An 18,530-nucleotide genomic window follows, 5' to 3' on the forward strand; every position below is an offset into this window, starting at 1 on the left:
GCTCGCCGCGGCGGCGGTCACCGCCGGTCACCGCCCCGGGCGTCGCCCGCCTCCTCGGCCGGATCGGCGACGGCGGTGCCATCGCCGTCCTCGTCCTCGTCGAGGCGGTACGGCTGCGGCTCACCGGCGTACTCGGCCCTGGCCGCGAGGCGCTGCACCTCGGCGTCGGCGTTGCGGGCCGCGGCCAGCAGGTCGTCGATGTGCTTGACCTGGTCCTGCACGTCGTCCATAACGAAGGTCAGGGTCGGCGAGTGCCGCAGCCCGAGCGCCTTGCCGACGGTGCTGCGCAGCATGCCCCTGGCGCTGTCCAGCGCGGCGGCGGTGCCCGCCTGGGCCGCCGCGTCACCGAGCACGGTGTAGAAGACCGTGGCGTCGCGCAGGTCGGCCGTGATCCGGGCATCGGTAATGGTGATCATGCCGAGCCGCGGGTCCTTGATCTGGCTTCGCACCACCGACGCGACCAGTTCACGCACCCGCTCCGCGTGCCGGCGCACCTTGGCCTGATCCGTCATTTCCGCTACCTCCACGGCGTCCCGCCGCCGACCCGGGGCCGGTGACGTCAGCGTCACCGGAGCCCGCACCGACCCCAACACCCCGAACCCTACCTGCGCCGCCCTCGCTGCCGCGCGGGGCAGCAGGGGCGGCGCCGACGGCCTCAGTCGTCGCCGCCGTGCAGCCGGCGACGCACCGACAGCAGCTCGACCTCCGGCCGAGCGGCCACCAGACGCTCGCAGGAATCGAGCACCTCGCGGGCGTGCGCCGCCTCGGCGGCCACGACCGCTACCCCTATCTCCGCCCGCCCGTGCAGGTCGAGGGCGCCCACCTCGGCGGCCGACACGTCGAAGCGGCGCAGCGCGGCGACGATCGGCCGTACGTACGACCTCTTGGCCTTCAGCGACCGGGAGTCGCCCGGCAGCAGCAGATCGAATACTGCGGTCTCCGTATACATCGTCTGCGGACACTACCCGTACCCCGCCTCACATGATCAAGGGGTTTACGCCGATCGGCGTAAACCCCTTGATCAGTGCGTCACCGCAGGATCAGGCGCGAACCTTCTCCCGCATCTCGAAGGTCTCGATCACGTCGCCGGCCTGGACGTTGTTGTAACCGCCCAGAGTCAGACCGCACTCGAAGCCCTCCCGTACCTCCGTCGCGTCGTCCTTGAACCGCTTGAGCGAGCTGATCGTGAGGTTGTCCGCCACGACCGCCCCATCGCGCAGCAGGCGCGCCTTCGCGTTACGCCGGATGACACCCGACCGGACGATGCAGCCGGAGATGTTGCCGATCTTGGACGAGCGGAACACGTCGCGGATCTCCGCGGTGCCCAGCTCGACCTCCTCGAACTCCGGCTTGAGCAGGCCCTTGAGCGCTGCTTCGATCTCCTCGATGGCCTGGTAGATCACGGTGTAGTACCGGATCTCCACGCCCTCGCGGTCGGCCATCTCGCGGACCTTGTTGGAGGCCCGCACGTTGAAGCCGATGATCGTGACCGGCTCGGACGAGGCGCTCGCCAGCATGACGTTACTCTCGGTGATCGCACCGACACCCCGGTCGAGGACCTTGAGCTGAACCTCCTCGGGAATGTCGAGGTTGAACAGCGCGTCCTCCAGGGCCTCCACCGAACCGGAGACGTCACCCTTGAGGATGAGATTGAGCGACGTCTTCTCGCCCTCCTTGAGCTGCTCCATGAGCGTCTCAAGGGTGGCCCGGCCACGGGAGTTGGCGAATGCCGCCGCCCGCCGCCGCGCCTGGCGCTGCTCGGCGATCTGCCGCACCGTGCGGTCATCCGCAGCAGCGAGGAAGGTGTCGCCCGCGCCCGGCACCGCGGTCAGGCCGAGGACCATGACCGGACGCGCCGGCCCTGCCTCGGCGAGCTGGTTGCCGTTCTCGTCGAGCATCGCGCGAACCCGTCCGTGGGCCCCACCGGCGACGATCGAGTCGCCCGCCCGCAGAGTGCCCTTCTGCACCAACACCGTCGCCACCGCACCGCGGCCCTTGTCAAGGTGTGCCTCAATGGCCACACCCTGCGCCGGCCCGTCGACCGGAGCGGTCAACTGCAGCGACGCGTCGGCGGTCAGCAGCACCGCTTCGAGCAGTTCCTCGATGCCGATGCCGGGTTTGGCGGCCACGTTGACGAACATGGTCTCGCCGCCGTACTCCTCGGCGACCAGGCCGTACTCGGTCAACTGCTGGCGGACCTTGTCCGGGTTGGCCTCCGGCCTGTCGATCTTGTTGACCGCGACCACGATCGGCACCTCAGCCGCCTTGGCGTGGTTCAACGCCTCGATCGTCTGCGGCATCACGCCGTCGTCGGCCGCGACCACCAGGATCACGATGTCCGTCACCTGGGCACCACGGGCACGCATGGCGGTGAACGCCTCGTGGCCCGGGGTGTCGATGAAGGTCACCGCACGGTCCTCGCCCTCGTGTGGGACGTGGACCTGGTAGGCACCGATGTGCTGGGTGATGCCTCCGGCCTCGCCGGCCACAACGTTCGCCTTGCGGATCGCGTCGAGCAGTTTGGTCTTACCGTGGTCGACGTGACCCATGACGGTCACCACCGGTGCCCGGCTGACCAGGCGCTCCTCCGCCACCGCGGCGTCGAGGTCGATGTTGAACTGCGCGAGCAGCTCACGATCCTCGTCCTCGGGGCTGACGATCTGCACGTTGAAGCCGAGGTGCTCACCCAGCAACAGCAGGGTGTCGTCGGAGCACGACTGGGTCGCGGTGACCATCTCGCCCAGGTTGAACATCTCCTGGACCAGCGAACCCGGGTTAGCGTTGATCTTGTCGGCGAAGTCCGACAGCGAGGCGCCACGGGAGAGCCGGACCACCTGACCCTGACCCCGGGGAGCGCCCGAGCTCATGGTGGGCGCCGACAGGTTGTCGAACTCCTGTCTGCGCTGCTTCTTGGACTTGCGGCCACGGGTCGGCTTGCCACCGGGACGCCCGAAGGCACCCGCGGCACCACCGCCACGGCCACGGCCACCGCCACCGGGGCGACCGCCACCACCGGACGGTGCACCCGGACGGAATCCGCCGCCCGCGCCACCACCAGGACCGCCACGGTAACCACCGCCACCGCCGCCACCAGGACCGCCACGGTAACCACCGCCACCGCCACCAGGACCGCCACGGTAACCACCGCCACCGCCACCACCCGGACGGCCAGCACCGCCACCGCCACCACCACCAGGGCGGCCGGCTCCTCCCTGCCCGCCAGGACGACCGGGACGCTGGCTCGGCATCGATGCCGGGCTCGGCCGCGGCGGCATCGATGCCGGGCTCGGCCGCGGCGGCATGGACGCCGGGCTCGGCCGCGAACCACCGGCACCGGCGGCTGGCGGCCGCTGGCTGCCCTGAATGCCGAAGGGGTTGTTACCGGCGCCGCGCGCCGGCGGACGGCCCTGCCGGCCACCCGGACCCGGGTTGGGCCCACCGGGCCGACCCGCGGCCGGAGAACCCGGGCGGGGCGGCATGGCGCCGGGACCGGGTCGGGGACCCGGCCGGTTGCCATCGTCGGCCGGCGGCTCCCGGCGGACGTTCTCTCGCTGCTGCTGGCGGGCGGCCTGCGCGGCCTTGACCGCGGCCTCCTGTTCAGCCTTCAGCGCGGCGGCACGCGCCTCGGCGGCGGCCACCTCGATGTCGTGAGCACTCGCCGGCTTGGCGACCGGGGCCGCCGGCGGCGGCGGACCGGGCACTGGGCCCTTCGGCTTCGGCCCAGGCGCCGTCGGACGCCGTGGCGGCATCGGCTTGGCGGTGATCCGGGGCTCGCTGGAGGTCGGCGACGGGGTCGGGGCCGCCGTCGGAGCCGGTGCGGCCGACGGCGCAGCCGTCGGAGCACCAGGGCCGCCCGAGGCGACGAACGCGGTACGCAGCCGCCGGGCGACAGGCGCCTCGACGGTGCTCGACGCGGACTTGACGAACTCGCCCATTTCTTTCAGCTTGGCGAGAACGGTCTTACTTTCGACCCCGAGCTCTTTTGCAAGCTCGTGTACGCGGGCCTTACCTGCCACTGCACTCCTCACTCCGAGGTCGTGCGGGCAGCACCCGCAGCGACCTCACTCCTGCACTTGAAGCCTGGTCATTTCTGGGACTTCATCGTGTGCTCATGTCGGTCGTCCTACCTTGCTAGCGACCCTCGCCCGGTCGGGTGACCGGACGTGGTGGTTGACGCGTCAGGTACTCCGCGAGGGCCCCGTCATCCGGAACCCCGGCGACCCGCAACGCGCGCCCGAAGGCACGTCGCCGCGCTGCCTGCGCGAAGCAGGCCGGATCTGGATGCAGGTTCGCTCCCCGACCCGGCAGACTGCGGGCCGGATCGACTCGAAGGCTGAAGCCAGCCTCGTCACCAACCGCGACGATCCGCAGTAGTTCACTGGTCGCCGCCCGCCGTCGACAACCCACACAGGTGCGTTCCGGCAGCGCGCGTCGTACCACTGGTAGGAGTCTACCCCTAGGTGCCCGACACCGCTCCGCCCGGTTCCCGGACGTGATCAGCGCCGGGCCGGCCGGCAGGCCCAGCCGGTTCGGCGTCGGAACGGATGTCGATCCGCCAACCGGTCAGCCGGGCAGCAAGCCGGGCATTCTGCCCCTCCCGCCCGATCGCCAGCGACAGCTGGAAATCGGGAACGGTCACCCGGGCGGCTCGATTGGCCAGATCGACCACCTCGACCCGCAGCGCCTTGGCCGGGGAGAGCGCGTTACCGACGAAGGTGCCCGGATCGTCCGACCAGTCGATGATGTCGATTTTCTCACCGTGCAGTTCGCTCATCACCGCCCGGACCCGCTGCCCCATCGGCCCGATGCAGGCGCCCTTGGCGTTGACCCCGGGCGTCACGGACCGGACGGCGATCTTCGTGCGGTGACCGGCCTCACGGGCGATCGCGCCGATCTCGACCGTGCCGTCGGCGATCTCCGGCACTTCCAGGGCGAAGAGCTTCTTCACCAGGTTCGGATGCGTCCGGGACAGGGTGATCTGCGGACCGCGCATCCCCTTTGCCACGTGCACCACCACCGAGCGGATCCGCTCGCCGTGGGTGTACCGCTCGCCGGGCACCTGCTCGGACTGCGGAAGCACACCTTCCAGCTTGCCGAGGTCGACGGTGACGATGCCCTTCTCGGCCCGCGCCTCGTGCGCCTGGACCACCCCGGTGACCAGGTCGCCGTCGCGGCCGACGTACTCACCGAAGTGCGCCTCGTCGGTGGCCTCCCGCAGCCGCTGGAGAATCACCTGCTTGGCGGTCATCGCGGCGATCCGGCCGAAGTCGTGCGGGGTGTCGTCCCACTCCCGCAGCACGGCACCTTCGGGACTGGACTCCTGGGCGTAGACCAGGGCCGCGCCGGTCTTGCGGTCGATCTCCACCCGGGCGTGCGACTGCGCACCCTCGGTGTGCCGGTACGCGGTAAGCAGCGCGGTCTCGATCGCTGCGAGGATCGTGTCGAACGGGATCTCCCGCTCGCGCTCCAGTGCGCGCAGCGCCGCGAGGTCGATGTTCACCTCTCCTCGTCCTCCACATCGTCATCGTCATCGTCGAGGTCTTCTGATTCGGCCAGCTCGTCGAGGCGGTTGAACTCGACCTGTACCCGACCCGGGCCGAGATCGGCATAGGCCCACGCCGCGCGGTCCGCGTCGGTTTCCAACACCACCCGCTCGTCGTCGGCCGCCGCCACCCGTCCGGTGACCTGCCGGTCGCCGCCAGCCCGATCGCCGGGCCCGTCGGACGGCACGCCGCGCACGGTCACCCGGACCAGCCGGCCGACGTTGCGGCGCCAGTGCCGGGGCAGCGTCAGTGGACGGTCCACCCCCGGCGAGCTGACCTCGAGCTGGTACTCCCCGGCGACGATGTCGCCGGCGCTCTCCTCGGCCGCGTCGAGCGCCGCGGAGACGGCCCGCGAGACGTCGGCCACCGCGTCCAGGTTGATCCCGCCGTCGGCGTCGACGATCAGCCGCACCACGTGCCGACGGCCCGCCCGCGAAACGGACAGGTCCTCCAGGTCGTAGCCGGCGGTGTCGACCACCGGGGCGATCACTTCACGCAGCCGCTCGCGGCGGGCGGCGAGGTCGCCACGGGGGACCTGACCCGTCCGCGGAGCCTGACCACTGCGGGGTCGCCCCGTCGTTCTGGTGGCACGGCCACGCTGCGTCATCTGTCGGACCTTTCCCCTGCTCGCCAGCGTCCATGCCGGCACGCCACCGGGGCGGACGCGCCGGAGGCTGCGCAGAGCGTAACGCGCCGCCGCGACGACGGCCCTAGCGGCGCACCGACGCCACCGCCGTACGCCGGCCGTGGCGATGGTGTTGACTTGTCCAGTGGCAATGGACAGATCGACTCGACAGGACGGATCGTCCGAGCTTTCCCGACGCGCGGCGCTACGGGCCGGTGCGGTCCTGGCGTTCGGCGGCGCGGCCGTGCCGTTGGCCGGTTGTGGCCTGCTAGACCGCGACGAACCGCCACCGCGGCCGGACCCGCTGGCTCCCCTCATCGACGAGGCGCTGCAGCTCGCCACCGGGCTACGGGCGGCCGCCACCGCCCACCCCGACCTGACCGACCGGCTCGTTCCGCTCGCCGAGTCGCACGAGTCTCACGCCACGGAACTCACCCGGCTGGTCGGCGCCACGGCCGCCACGCCGTCCGGCTCCGCCGTGGCCTCCTCCGCCGCCCCGTCGGCCGACCCCTCGGCCACGCTGACCGCACTGCGGCAGGCGGAGCGCGCCGGCCGGGACGCGGCGGCCCGGGCCTGCGCCGCGGCACCCGCCGAGCGGGCCGCGCTGCTCGGATCCGTCGCCGCGGCACGCGCCACCCACCTGGAGGCACTGCGATGAGCACCGAGGCGCTCACCGGAGCACTCACCGCCGAGTACGCCGCGATCTGGGCCTACGGGCCCATCGGGGTACGGCTGGTCGGCGCCGAACGCAAGGCCGCCGCCGAGGCGGAGGCCGCCCACCGGAGCCGACGAGACGTCCTGGTGGTGCAGCTGAGCACCGGCTCCGGCACCGTCCCGCCGGACCGGGCCGGCTACGCGCTGCCCTTCCCGGTGATCGATCGGGCCAGCGCGTTGCGGCTCGCGGTGGCGGTGGAGGAACGCACGGCGGCATTCTGGCGGGCGGCCCTGCCGGCCAGCACCGGCGCCGAACGGGACCGGGCCCTGGCCACCCTGACGGAGTACGCGGTCCGGGCGACACGTTGGCGGCGCACTGCCGGGATCACCCCGCTGACCGTGCCATTCCCGGGTCGTCCCGCCTGAAGCGGGCAGCCGAGGTAGGCGCGGTCACACCCGCCCGGTTGCGGATGGCATACCAGGTATGCATACTCCGGTTCCATGTCCATCCGTCACGGCCTGCTCGCCCTCCTCGAACGCGGGCAGATGTACGGCTACCAGCTACGGGCCTCCTTCGAGGAGTCGACCGGCTCGACCTGGCCGCTGAACATCGGGCAGGTCTACACCACGCTGTCCCGGCTGGAGCGGGACGGACTGGTGCGCTCCCTGCCCGAGAGCGAGACCGGCCAGCGGCCCTACGAGATCACCGACGCCGGGCGGGCGGACCTGACGCTGTGGTTCGCCACCCCGATCAGTCGCCACGACCGTCCCCGGGACGAGTTGGCGATCAAACTGGCGCTAGCGTTGACCACCCCCGGGGTCGACGTCCGCTCGGTGGTGCAGACCCAGCGGACCGCGACGATACGTACGCTCCAGGAGTTGACCCGGTTGAAATACTCCAGCGGTAGCTCCGACGAGCTGTCCTGGCGGTTGGTGCTGGACGCCATGGTGTTCCAGGCCGAGGCCGAGGTTCGCTGGCTCGACCACTGCGAGACCAGCCTGGTGCGGCACCGCCCCCCGGCCGCTGGCCCAGCGCCCCGCTCCGAGGCGGTGGGCCCCAGTGGTGAGGAGGCACGGCGGTGAGTACCGCAGGCGGGCGAGTGCCGGCATCGTCGGACCAGGACGCCACGTCCGGAACACCCGGCCCGGTGACCTCCGGTCCCGGCGGCGGTGCGGTGCTCGACCTACGTGACGTGCACCGCACCCACGGCAGTGGCCCGGCGGCGGTGCACGCCCTGCGCGGGGTGAGCCTGCACGTGCGCCCCGGCGAACTGGTCGCCGTGATGGGCCCCTCCGGTTCCGGCAAGTCCACCCTGCTCACCCTGGCTGGCGGGCTGGACAGCCCGACCACCGGCGAGGTGTACGTCGAGGGGCAGCCGTTGCACGCCCTGGACCGCCGTGGGCTGGCGCGGCTGCGCCGCCGACGAATCGGCTACATTTTCCAGGACCTCAACCTCATCGGCAGCCTTACCGCGGTGGAGAACGTCGCGCTGCCCCTCGAACTGGACGGGTCGGGGGTCCGCCAGGCCCGCCGGCTGGCGCTGGACGCGCTGACCGAGGTGGGCATGACGGAGCTGGGCGACCGGTTCCCGGACCAACTCTCCGGCGGCCAGCAGCAGCGCGTCGCCATCGCCCGGGCACTGGTCGGGCAGCGCCGCCTCGTGCTTGCCGACGAGCCGACCGGAGCGCTGGACTCGCAGACCGGCGAGGCGGTGCTGCGGTTGCTGCGCCGCCGCGTCGATGCCGGTGCCGCCGGGGTGCTGGTCACCCACGAGGCCCGGCATGCCGCCTGGGCCGACCGGGTGCTCTTCCTGCGCGACGGCGTCACGGTCGACTCGACCGCCCCGCTGGCCGGCGTCGAGTCCCTACTCAGCGGCAGCGGCCGGTGAACGGCGACCCACATCCACCAGAACGTGGGGCGCGGCTGGCCGAGGCGGCCGGGTCGTGGCGCGCCGCGCTGCGCATCGCCCGCCGGGAGGCGCGGCGGGCACGCGGGCGGACCGCCCTGGTGCTAGCAATGATCATCCTGCCGGTGCTGGCCATGAGCTTCATCGCGGCCAGCGTGGACATGGCGCGGCTGACACCGACCGAGGCGCTGAACCGCCGACTCGGCAACGCCGACGCGGAGCTGCGGATGGTCGGCGACGGACCGGTGGAGCAGGACGCCAACGGCGACAGTTGGGCAACCACCGGGGACGGCCAAACCTTCCCGGGTCTGGTCACCACCGAACAGGTCACCGCGCTGCTGCCCGCCGGCAGTCGACTCCTTCCCGTCCGCCGCTGGGTGCCGATCGCCGTCTGGCAGTCCAACCGGATCCGCGACCTCAACACCACCGTGGTCGACCTGACCGACCCGATCGGTCGCGGGTTCGGTCGGATCCACCGCGGTCGGGCACCGGCCACCGATGACGAGATCGCGGTCAACCCAGCGGCCCGGCGCAGCCTCGGTGTTGATCTCGGCGACCGGATCGACGCCGGGCACGGTAGGCGTACCTGGACGATCGTCGGCGTGGTCGAACTCCCCGAGCAACTGGACGCGATGGCCATCCTGCACCCCGCCGGGGCACCCCCGCCGCAGTCGCGCTCCGAGGGGGTGTTCCTGGCCGATCTGCCCGGTCCACTCAGCGACGACCTCCGCCGGCAGTTGAACGCCGAAGGTGTCGTGGTCAGCACCCGGGTGCCCGGCTCGGCCACGTCGGGCAGCGGTACCGCCGGCTCGATCGTCTCGGGCATGGCGGTGGAGGAGGTCAGCATCGGATTGCTGGTCGGTGGGCTCGGCCTGCTCGAGGTGGTGCTGCTGGTCGGGCCGGCGTTCGCCGTCGGGGTCCGCCGTCGGCGGCGGGAACTGGCGCTGGTCGCGGTTGCCGGTGGCGATGCCGCCCAGCTCCGCCGGGTGGTTCTCGCCGACGGCGTGGTGCTCGGCTGCGTCGGCGCCGTCACCGGTGTCGCGCTCGGCGTGGCCGCCGCGTTCGCCGGCCGGCCAATGGTCGAGCAGTTCGTCTTCCAGCAACGGTTCGGCGGGTACCGTGTCTGGCCGGCGGCGCTGGTCGCGATCGCCCTGGTCGCGGTGCTGGCCGGGGTGCTGGCCGCGCTGGTACCGGCCTGGACGGCCGCCCGCCAGGACGTGGTGGCCGGGCTCGCCGGCCGACGCACCGTGCCCGTGCACCGGCGCCGGTGGCTCACCACCGGGCTGCTGTTGGCCGCCAGCGGGACAATCGTGGCCGCGGTCGGCGCCGCGCTGACATCGCAGGCGGTCATCCTCGCCGGCCTCGTCGTAGGCGAACTGGGACTGGTCTTCGCCACCCCGACGTTGGTGGGTCTGCTGGCACGGCTCGGCCGGTTCCTGCCGCTGGCTCCCCGGATCGCGGTACGCGACGCCAGCCGCAACCGCTCCTCGGCCGCGCCGGCCATCTCCGCCGTGATGGCCGCGGTCGCCGGCAGCGTCGCCCTCGGCCTCTTCCTGGCCAGTGACGAGGCCCGCAGCGAGCAGCGGTACCGCCCGGTGCTGCCGGAGCAGATCGTGATGGTCGGCACCAACTCCGCACCGGGCGTCACCACACTGCCCGGTCTCGCCGAGATCGCCGACCCGGCCCGCGCACACCTCGACGCCGCCAGCATCACCCCGATGGTGACGGCCGGCTGTCAGCCGGAGTTCGACGCCTGCCTCGTCACCGCGACGATGCCCGCCGGACGGGCCTGCCCGTGGCAGCCGTTCCAGGCGATCAGCGCCGCCGACCAGCGCCGCGCCCGCGCCGACGCCCGGTGCCGGGGTCACGCCGACGACTACTACGGCAAGTATTCTCGGGTCGCCGTTGACGAGGGCGAGGTGCTGCCGTTCCTCACCGGTGCCGCGCCGGGCGAGGTGTCCGCCGCCGCCGCCACGCTGCGAGCCGGTGGCGCGGTGGTGACCAGCCCTCTGTTCCTGCGCGACGGCCGGCTGGATCTGCGGGTCGAGTACAACGACGAGGCACGGCCGGCGGACACCGCAACGGTGCCCGGGTACCACCTGGAGAGCGGGCTCGGCCAGCACTGGCTGATCCTCTCCCCCGCCGCGGCCGACCGGCTCGGCCTGACCACGTGGCCGACGGGGTGGGTGATCGAGACGACCGGGCAGGTGGGGCAGGAGCGGCTGGACCAGTTCATCGCCGCGACCCGCCCGCTCGGGCCACTGTCGCTGGACACCGACCGCAACGGCTCCGGTGATCCCCGCCCGCTGCTCCTGCTGCTGGCCGCGGTCTCCGCCGTGGTGACCGTGGGCGCCGCGGGCATCGCCACCGGCCTCGCGGCGGCTGAGGGACGCGGAGACCTTTCCACCCTCACCGCAGTCGGCGCCGGTCCGGGTCTTCGCCGCCTGCTCTCGCTGTGCCGGGCCGGCGTGATCACGGTGCTCGGCTCGGCGTTGGGCATCGTTGCCGGCGTCGCGGTCGCGGTGATCGTGCTGACCTTCACCAACCAGCGGTACACCGACAGCTGGCCGATCGAACCGCCGTACCCGCTGGTGATCCCCTGGCTCCCGTTCGCCGTGCTGATCGCGGTACCGCTGGTGGCGATGGCCGGCGCGGCGCTGTTCACCCGCTCGCGTCCACCGGTCGAGCGACGCCTTGACTGACCGCGCGGAAACCGCGTCCGCGACCGGTCGGCCCCTGTTGCGGCGTGGCCCACGACGGCAGACTGTCCAGGTGTCCGTTCTGCGCAGCGTCACCCGTCGGGCTGGTCGTCACCGCTGGTTCGGCACCGCAGTCCGGCTGTTGGTCCCAGCCGACCGCGTCCTCGGGCGACTTACCCGCGGGCGGGTGGTCGCGCTCGGGCTCGTGCCGTCGCTGGTGATCACCACCACCGGTCGGAAGTCCGGCCAACCCCGCAGCAATCCGCTGCTCTACGTGCCTGACGGGGACGCGTACGTGGTGGTCGGATCCAACTGGGGTCAGCCACACCAGCCGGCCTGGTCGCTCAATCTGCTCGCCGAGCCGCGCGCCGAAGTGGACGTCGCAGGTCGCCGGATCCCGGTCCGCGCCGAGGTGGCCGCCGGCACCGAACGGGACCGGCTCTGGCGGTTGCTGGTTGCCGAGTGGCCGGCGTACGAGGTGTACGTGGAACGGGCCGGCGGCCGGGAGATCCGGATCTTCCGGCTGGTGCCGGCCGGGCCAGGCGGCACCAGACGACGCGACGGGTCTGGCGGTTCGGACGGGCGCGGCGGTTCGGACGGGCACGACCACCCGATCTAGGGTGGAGCGACCGGGTGGTCGCTCCCGGCTACGGGTTCCGGCGGTGATCGCGGGGTGGTCGGCGTGGACGGTGGTGAGCAACACCGGGACGGTCCCCGGTGGGAGGTGGCCGGACGGGTCACCGCCGCGATCCGACGGCGGTTTCCGGCTGAGATGCTCGCAGTCGCGGTGCACGGCCCGCTGGCCCACGGCGACGACGACGGTGGTGGCGACGGCGAGGTCGGGTTGCTGGTGGTCACCTACCGGCCCGCCACCGGGCCACCGTCGGCGACCCGACGGGTGGACGGCGTGCTGGTCGACCTGACCGTGATGGCCGCCGAGGAGCGCCTGCACCAGGCCCGGCAGTTGACCTCCCGCTGGCCGCTGACGGCTGACCGGTACCTGACCACCCAGGCACTGCACGACCCGACCGGATGGCTACGCTCCCTGCGCGACGAGCACCTCGGCCGGCTGGCCCGGGCCCGCCCGGCCGAGTTCACCGCGGCCGCCCGCAGGGCGTGGTGCCGGGGCAGCGCCGCGCACTGCCGGGCCACCCGGCTGGCGGAGTGGTACGAGACCGACCAGGCCCTGTTGATGCTCGGTTCGGCCAGGCTCGCCGCGGCCACGGTGAACGGCCTGCTCAGCCGGACCTACTTCCGGGATCCGGGCGACGCGGTCCGACGGACCGGGCTGGCCGCGGCGGACATGACCGAGGTGGGCGCGGTGCTGGCCCGCCAGTCGGCGGAGCTGGCCGCGCGGGGTCGCCCGGTGGACGGCACCGTCGACGACCTCCTCGACGGCTAGCCGAAGCTGCCCTGCACGCCGATCAGCATGCCGATCAGGTAGGTCGCCGCCGCGGCGGCGGCGCCGAGCAGCAGCTGACGCAGACCGCCGGTCCACCATCGGCGGTCGGTGAACCGGGCGACGACCGCTCCGGCCAGGAAGAGCCCGAGCCCGCCCACCGCCAGAGCCAGCGCCAGGCTGGTCGCGCCGAACAGGTACGGCAGCAGAGGCACCAGCGCGCCGAGTGAGAAGCAGAGGAACGACGAGAGGGCCGCGGTCCAAGGATCGGGCCGCTCGTCGAGGTTGACGCCCAACTCCTCCTGCACGTGCACCCGCAACGCCTGTTCCGGGTCCTTCCGCACCACCTCGGCCACCTGGACGGCGAGATGTTCCGGTAGCCCGCGGGCCATCCACATCTCGGCCAGTTCCCGGGCTTCGGCCTCCGGGTGGCGCTCCAACTCCTGCCGTTCCTTGGCCACCTCGGCGGCGAGCTGCTCGTTGGCCGAACGGACGCTGGTGTACTCGCCCAGCGCCATCGAGATCGCGCCGGCGACCAGCCCGGCGGTGCCGGTGAGCACGAGGGTGCGGGGTGAGACACCGCCACCGCCGACGCCCGCGATCAGCGCGATGTTGGTGACCAGTCCGTCCATCGCGCCGAACACCGCTGGCCGCAGCCAGCCGCCGGACACGTCCGCGTGGTGGTGTTCCCGCAGCGCGGCAGGGGTGTCCGTCACGGCAGGGTGAGGATCTCGCGGCCGTCCTCGGTCACCAGCACGGTGTGCTCGAACTGGGCGGTCCACCGGCGGTCCTTGGTGACCACCGTCCAGCCGTCGTCCCAGAGGTCGTACTGGTAGGTGCCGAGAGTGATCATCGGCTCGATGGTGAAGGTCATTCCTGGCTCCATCACCTCCGTGGGACGCGGGCTGTCGTAGTGCGGCACGTAGAGTCCACTGTGGAAGGCCTCGCCGATGCCGTGGCCGGTGAAGTCACGGACCACGCCGTAGCCGAAGCGTTTGGCGTACGACTCGATGACCCGGCCGATCACGTTGATCTGTCGACCCGGGGCGACCGAACGGATGCCCCGCATCATCGCCTCGTGGGTCCGTTCGATCAGCAGCAGGGCCTCCGCGCCGACCTCACCGACACAGAACGTCGCGTTGGTGTCGCCGTGCACCCCGCCGACGAACGCGGTGACATCGACGTTGACGATGTCACCGTCGGCCAGCACGGTCGAGTCGGGGATACCGTGGCAGATCACCTCGTTCAGGCTGGTGCAGCAGGACTTCGGGAACCCCCGGTAGCCCAGGGTCGACGGGTAGGCGCCGTTGTCGATCAGAAACTCGTGCACCACCCGGTCGATCTCGTCGGTGGTCACGCCGGGCTTGCAGTGCTCGCCCGCCAACTGCACCGCCTGGGCGGCGATCCGCCCGGCGACCCGCATTTTCTCGATCGTTTCCGGGGTCTGCACATGTGAGCCCTGCCAGGGGCGGGGTGCCTTCTTGCCGACGTACTCCGGCCGGGCGATGGAGGCGGGCACCGGCCGCCACGGTGAGAGCGTGCCGGGGGTCAGCGGCGCACGGACGGTCATGGCCCAAGCCTATCGCCGCCAGTTCGGTGACCCCACCATTGCCCGCACCGGGGGGTTCTTGCCCCACCCGAGGCACTGTGTCAAGGTGTCTGCGTGGATCAAGGGGGAGCACCTCCCGACTTTTCTGCCAGCGCGCAGACCGATGATGATCACCTCAGCGTGGTGGTCACCGGTGAGGTCGACATGGCGACCGCCGACAGCATGCTCGAGACCGTGCTGCGCGAACCGGCCGCCCGGGTCACGCTGGACCTACGCGCGGTGACCTTCTTCGACTCGGCGGGCATCCACGCGGTGGTCCGGCTCGCCGGCCACTATCCGGGCGCGCTGACGGTACTACCGTCTCGGCAGGTCAGCCGGGTACTGGAGATCGCCGGACTGAGCACCCAGCCCTGGCTGCACCCCGCCTGAGCACGCCGCCGGCTACGGGCCCAGCCGCCGACGCAGGGTGACTTGCGTACCCTCGGGGGTCCGGTCGACCGACAATTCCCCGAGTGCCCGGATCAGCGACAGCCCGCGGCCCCGGAAGCCCGACTCGACCGATTGACGCCACCGCCCGCTGTCCCGCACGGCCGCCACCACCGTGCGGCCCTCCACCTTCACCTCGATGTCGATCGTCGGCTCCGCCGGGTCGACGGGATGCTCGATGGCGTTCGCGGCCGCCTCGGAGACCACCACGGTGAGGTCGAACCGGTCCGTCTCACCGACCCCGTGCGCGAGCAGGAAGTCCTCCAGCCGCTTGCGCAGCAGGCTCAGCCGGGCCGGATCGGCGGGCAGCCGCAGCGCGAACCGGTTGAGTTCGGCCGCCTCCAGCGCAAGCACCGCCACGTCGTCGCGCCGGGGCCGGTCGACGACCCGCTCCACCACCGCGTCGACCAGATCCGCGACGTGGTCTGCGGGCCGCGAGGCGTCGGCGCGAAGCTGGGCCAGGGAGGCGTCGATGCCGAGCTGCCGGTCCTCGATCAGGCCATCGGTGTAGAGCAGCAAACGGTCACCGGCACACAGCTCACCGGAGACCGTCTCGTACCCTGTGCCGGGGATGGCCCCGACGGGCGGCCCGAGCGCGCGGTCATGCAGGAACGCCACATCGTCGCCGCGGACCACCAGCGGAGACGGGTGTCCCGCGCTGGCGTACCGCAGCCGCCCCTGGCGCGGGCTGAACCAGAGGCAGAAGACCGTCGCGAAGGAACGTGACTCGACCGATCCCACCAACCGGTTGAGCCGGGTCAACGATTCGCCCGGATCGAAACCCTCCAGCACGTACGCGCGCAGCGCGTTACGCAGCTGCCCCATGGCTGCCGCCGCCGGCACCCCCTTGCCGACCACGTCTCCGATGATCAGCACTAGTTCGTCGTCGTCCCGGGCAATCACGTCGTACCAGTCGCCGCCCACCTCGACGTCCGCGCTGCCGGGCAGGTAGCGGCTGGCGACCACCGCTCCGGGCAGCTGGGGCAGGCTGCGGGGCAGCAGACTGTGCTGCAGGGTGGTGGCGATGCGGTGCTCGGCCTCGTAGAGCTGGGCGTTCTCCAGCCGCACGCCCACCAGCCGGGCGAGCTGGGTCAGCGCAGCCTCCTCGGTGCCGGCACCCTCGGCCACCGGACGCCACACCCGCAACTCGCCGAGCCGCTGGTCCGCCACGCCGGTCAGCGGCAGGACGAAGGACGGCTCAACCGAGGTGGAGCCGCCGGCGTCGGCCTCGTAGTGGACCTCGCCAGCGGACACCACGACCCGGACGGCCTCGGCGAGGCTGAGGGCGTGCTGGGCGGCGACCTGGAGCACGCCCGACGTGGAGCGGGCGGTGTTGACCGCGACCGCCGCGTCGGCGAGGGCCCGCAACCTACGGATGAGCTGGTTGCGCAGCTGGCCGAGCTCCATGTTGGCGCGAACCCGGGCGATCAACTCCTGCCCGGAGAAGGGCTTGGTCAGGTAGTCGTCGGCACCGGCCGACAGCCCGGCCACCTCCTCGGCTGAGCCGGCACGGGCAGAGAGCAACACGATCGGCACGTACCGGGTGCGCGGGTCCGCCCGCAGCGCGGCGACCAGGCCGAACCCGTCCAGCCGAGGCATCATCACATCGGTCAGCACCAGGTCGAAGGCGGTGTCGGTGGCCAGTCGGAGGGCATCGACACCATCGGTGGCGGTTTGCACCTCCCACCTGGGGGCCAGCAACCCGGCAACGTGTTCACGCAGATCATGGTTGTCGTCGACGACCAGGATTCGGCCGGCCGGGGCGGGGTCGACGGCGCGACGCGACGCAGGGGCGGGACCGGCGGTCCACTGCTCGGTCTCGGCGACGAAGAGCCCGGCCTGCCGCAACTCGGGTGCGACGGTGTCGTCGGTGTCGGCGATCCGGTCCGCCGGGAGGTGACCGGAGCCGAACGGCACGGTGACCGTGAAAATGCTGCCGACCTCGATCCGGCTGGTGGCATCGACCCCTCCGCCGTGCATCTCGACCAGTTCCCGGACCAGGGCCAGACCGATCCCGGTGCCCTCGTGACTGCGCGAACGCGCCCCCGGCACCCGGTGGAACCGCTCGAAGATGTGCGGCAGTTCCGTCGGCATGATCCCCACGCCGGTGTCGGACACCTCAAGGCGGGCGGCGCCGTCGACCTCCCGGACCCGAATGGTGATCTCGCCGTCGAAGGTGAACTTCAGGGCGTTCGACACCAGGTTCAGGACGATCTTCTCCCACATGTCCTGGTCGACGTAGACCGGTTCCGGTAACGGCGGGCAGTCCACCGTCAGTCGCAGCCCGACCCGCTCGGTGGCCGAGCGAAACGTGCTGGCCAACCGGGAGGTGTAGCCGGCCAGGTCGGTAGGCTCGTAGTGTACGGCCAGCCGGCCCGACTCGAGCCGGGAGAAGTCGAGCACCGTGTTGACCAGCTTGAGCAGCCGTACCGCGTTGCGGTGCATCATTGTCAGCGGCTGCGTGTAGTCCGCCGGCAGCGCCGGATCGGCGAGCAGGTCCTCCAGTGGGCCGAGCACCAGGGTCAGCGGGGTACGGAACTCGTGGCTGACGTTCGCGAAGAAGTTGGTCTTCGCCAGGTCCAGGGCGGCCAGCTCGGCGGCCCGGGCCTGCTCCTGCTCGTACGCCCGCTGCTTGCCGACGGCGCGGGAGATCTGCGCGGCCACCAGCTCGAAGAAGGTCCGGTACTCGTCGGTGAACGGCAACCGCCTGGCCGCCCCCAGCACCAGCACCCCGGCGGGGTCGTTGGTCGCGCTCACCGGCAGCACCACCGCCTCGTCGGCGGTGTCGGGCGGCACCTCTCCGAGCAGGTCGGCTGCGGCGACCAGCTCGCCGCTGCCTGCCGTCGCCACCTCGGCCAGTCGGGCGGGCGCATCGACGGGGGCGCTGTCCGCACCGCTGCTACCGGCCAGCCGCAGTTGCCCGTCACTCTCGCGCAGATAGAGCATCGCGAACGGCACGTCCGCCCGGTGCCGGGCGAGCACTTCGGCGGCGACCCGGCCCAGCTCCGTACTGCTGCCCGGGTCGGCCAGTTCCGAACCGAGTTCGGCCAGGGTACGCAGCCGGCGTTCGCCGAGCACCCGGCCGGTGGTCTCGCTACAGATGCAGAGCACACCGTTGATCGACCCGTCGGTGTCCCGGATGGGGTCGTAGGAGACGTCGAAGTACACGTCCTCGACGAAGCCGTGCCGTTGGAGCAGGAAGTGGCGGTCCTGGGCCTGGTACGCCTCGCCGTGGCGCATCACGCCGGTCAGCAGCGGCCCGAGCACGTCCCAGGTCTCCGCCCAGTGCTCCCGGGCGGGCTGTCCCAGCACAGCGGGGTGCTTGTCGCCGATGGTCGGCCGGTAGGCGTCGTTGTAGAAGGCGCGCAGTTCCGCACCCCAGAACATGGCGATCTGCGCCTTGGAGGCAAGCATCGTGCTGATGACATTGCCAAGGGTATTGGGCCAGCGGTCCGGGGTGCCGAGTGGGTTGTCCGACCAGTCGTGGTCGCGCAGCAGGGAGCCCATCTCGCCGCCGGCGTCGAACGCCGCCGCGAGCAGCGGAGAGGTCGTGCTGGCCACCACGGACGGATGGCTACCGTCCGCACCCCCCTGGGCCGAGTTCATGCAGCCTCCCGGCCGTGTCCGCGCCGCTTCTGATCATCTTTCGTGACACGCCTTCTACCCAG

The 18,530-nt window shown here is 71.9% G+C and carries 16 protein-coding genes and 1 pseudogene; 8 read left to right on the forward strand and 9 right to left on the reverse strand.

Annotated elements, in window-relative coordinates:
* Positions 1 to 17: 17 nt before the first annotated feature.
* The 6 genes and pseudogenes from rbfA to rimP all read right to left on the reverse strand — a co-directional run bounded on the left by rbfA (position 18) and on the right by rimP (position 6,150).
* Positions 18 to 512 carry a 30S ribosome-binding factor RbfA gene (rbfA, locus tag ACFHWY_RS04580; RefSeq protein WP_416578815.1) on the reverse strand — a complete coding sequence of 165 codons (495 nt, stop codon included), beginning with the start codon at positions 510 to 512 and terminating at the stop codon, positions 18 to 20.
* A gap of 143 nt (positions 513 to 655) precedes the next feature.
* Positions 656 to 949, reverse strand: a complete 294-nt coding sequence (locus ACFHWY_RS04585) for a DUF503 domain-containing protein (RefSeq protein WP_416578816.1) — start codon at positions 947 to 949, stop codon at positions 656 to 658.
* A gap of 91 nt (positions 950 to 1,040) precedes the next feature.
* The gene (infB, locus tag ACFHWY_RS04590; protein ID WP_416578817.1) at positions 1,041 to 4,016 is read right to left on the reverse strand and encodes a translation initiation factor IF-2; all 2,976 of its coding nucleotides are present in this window, start codon (positions 4,014 to 4,016) and stop codon (positions 1,041 to 1,043) included.
* A 93-nt stretch (positions 4,017 to 4,109) separates the two neighbouring features.
* A pseudogene (locus tag ACFHWY_RS04595) lies at positions 4,110 to 4,440 on the reverse strand (YlxR family protein).
* Between the two features lie 16 nt (positions 4,441 to 4,456).
* Positions 4,457 to 5,500 (reverse strand): transcription termination factor NusA, encoded by a 1,044-nt coding sequence (gene nusA, locus ACFHWY_RS04600; protein WP_416578818.1) that lies wholly within the window; start codon positions 5,498 to 5,500, stop codon positions 4,457 to 4,459.
* Positions 5,497 to 6,150, reverse strand: coding sequence for a ribosome maturation factor RimP (gene rimP, locus ACFHWY_RS04605; protein WP_416578819.1), 654 nt, complete (start codon positions 6,148 to 6,150; stop codon positions 5,497 to 5,499). The genes nusA and rimP overlap by 4 nt, the downstream gene beginning before the upstream one ends.
* A 169-nt stretch (positions 6,151 to 6,319) precedes the next feature.
* Between rimP and ACFHWY_RS04610 the strand changes: the two genes are divergently transcribed.
* The 7 genes from ACFHWY_RS04610 to ACFHWY_RS04640 all read left to right on the forward strand — a co-directional run bounded on the left by ACFHWY_RS04610 (position 6,320) and on the right by ACFHWY_RS04640 (position 12,830).
* A complete protein-coding gene (locus tag ACFHWY_RS04610) occupies positions 6,320 to 6,826 on the forward strand; it encodes a hypothetical protein (RefSeq protein ID WP_416578820.1) in 507 nt (168 codons plus the stop codon).
* Positions 6,823 to 7,248, forward strand: coding sequence for a ferritin-like domain-containing protein (locus ACFHWY_RS04615; RefSeq protein ID WP_416578821.1), 426 nt, complete (start codon positions 6,823 to 6,825; stop codon positions 7,246 to 7,248). Before ACFHWY_RS04610 ends, ACFHWY_RS04615 begins: the two co-directional genes overlap by 4 nt.
* A gap of 75 nt (positions 7,249 to 7,323) precedes the next feature.
* Positions 7,324 to 7,905 carry a PadR family transcriptional regulator gene (locus tag ACFHWY_RS04620; protein WP_416578822.1) on the forward strand — a complete coding sequence of 194 codons (582 nt, stop codon included), beginning with the start codon at positions 7,324 to 7,326 and terminating at the stop codon, positions 7,903 to 7,905.
* A 65-nt stretch (positions 7,906 to 7,970) separates the two neighbouring features.
* Positions 7,971 to 8,711: an ABC transporter ATP-binding protein gene (locus ACFHWY_RS04625; RefSeq protein ID WP_416579020.1), complete on the forward strand. Its 741-nt coding sequence runs from the start codon at positions 7,971 to 7,973 to the stop codon at positions 8,709 to 8,711.
* On the forward strand, positions 8,708 to 11,431 hold the full coding sequence (locus ACFHWY_RS04630; RefSeq protein WP_416578823.1) for an FtsX-like permease family protein: 2,724 nt from the start codon (positions 8,708 to 8,710) through the stop codon (positions 11,429 to 11,431). The genes ACFHWY_RS04625 and ACFHWY_RS04630 overlap by 4 nt, the downstream gene beginning before the upstream one ends.
* 70 nt (positions 11,432 to 11,501) lie before the next feature.
* Positions 11,502 to 12,047 (forward strand): nitroreductase/quinone reductase family protein, encoded by a 546-nt coding sequence (locus tag ACFHWY_RS04635; RefSeq protein WP_416578824.1) that lies wholly within the window; start codon positions 11,502 to 11,504, stop codon positions 12,045 to 12,047.
* Positions 12,048 to 12,110: 63 nt separating this feature from the next.
* Positions 12,111 to 12,830 carry a nucleotidyltransferase domain-containing protein gene (locus ACFHWY_RS04640; protein WP_416578825.1) on the forward strand — a complete coding sequence of 240 codons (720 nt, stop codon included), beginning with the start codon at positions 12,111 to 12,113 and terminating at the stop codon, positions 12,828 to 12,830.
* Here ACFHWY_RS04640 and ACFHWY_RS04645 read toward each other — a convergent pair.
* Together ACFHWY_RS04645 and map are read right to left on the reverse strand one after the other, a co-directional pair.
* Entirely contained in the window at positions 12,827 to 13,543 is a 717-nt protein-coding gene (locus ACFHWY_RS04645) for a VIT1/CCC1 transporter family protein (RefSeq protein ID WP_416578826.1), read from the reverse strand. The genes ACFHWY_RS04640 and ACFHWY_RS04645 overlap by 4 nt on opposite strands.
* On the reverse strand, positions 13,540 to 14,397 hold the full coding sequence (map, locus tag ACFHWY_RS04650) for a type I methionyl aminopeptidase (protein WP_416578827.1): 858 nt from the start codon (positions 14,395 to 14,397) through the stop codon (positions 13,540 to 13,542). The genes ACFHWY_RS04645 and map overlap by 4 nt, the downstream gene beginning before the upstream one ends.
* A 93-nt stretch (positions 14,398 to 14,490) precedes the next feature.
* Here map and ACFHWY_RS04655 point away from each other — a divergent pair, with 93 nt between their 5' ends.
* Entirely contained in the window at positions 14,491 to 14,805 is a 315-nt protein-coding gene (locus ACFHWY_RS04655) for an STAS domain-containing protein (protein WP_416578828.1), read from the forward strand.
* Positions 14,806 to 14,817: 12 nt separating this feature from the next.
* Here the strand turns inward: ACFHWY_RS04655 and ACFHWY_RS04660 are convergent, their stop codons facing one another.
* A complete protein-coding gene (locus tag ACFHWY_RS04660) occupies positions 14,818 to 18,468 on the reverse strand; it encodes a SpoIIE family protein phosphatase (RefSeq protein WP_416578829.1) in 3,651 nt (1,216 codons plus the stop codon).
* Between the last annotated feature and the right edge of the window lie 62 nt (positions 18,469 to 18,530).

The organism is Micromonospora sp. LOL_024, assembly GCF_048060415.1.
GTDB lineage: Bacteria > Actinomycetota > Actinomycetes > Mycobacteriales > Micromonosporaceae > Micromonospora.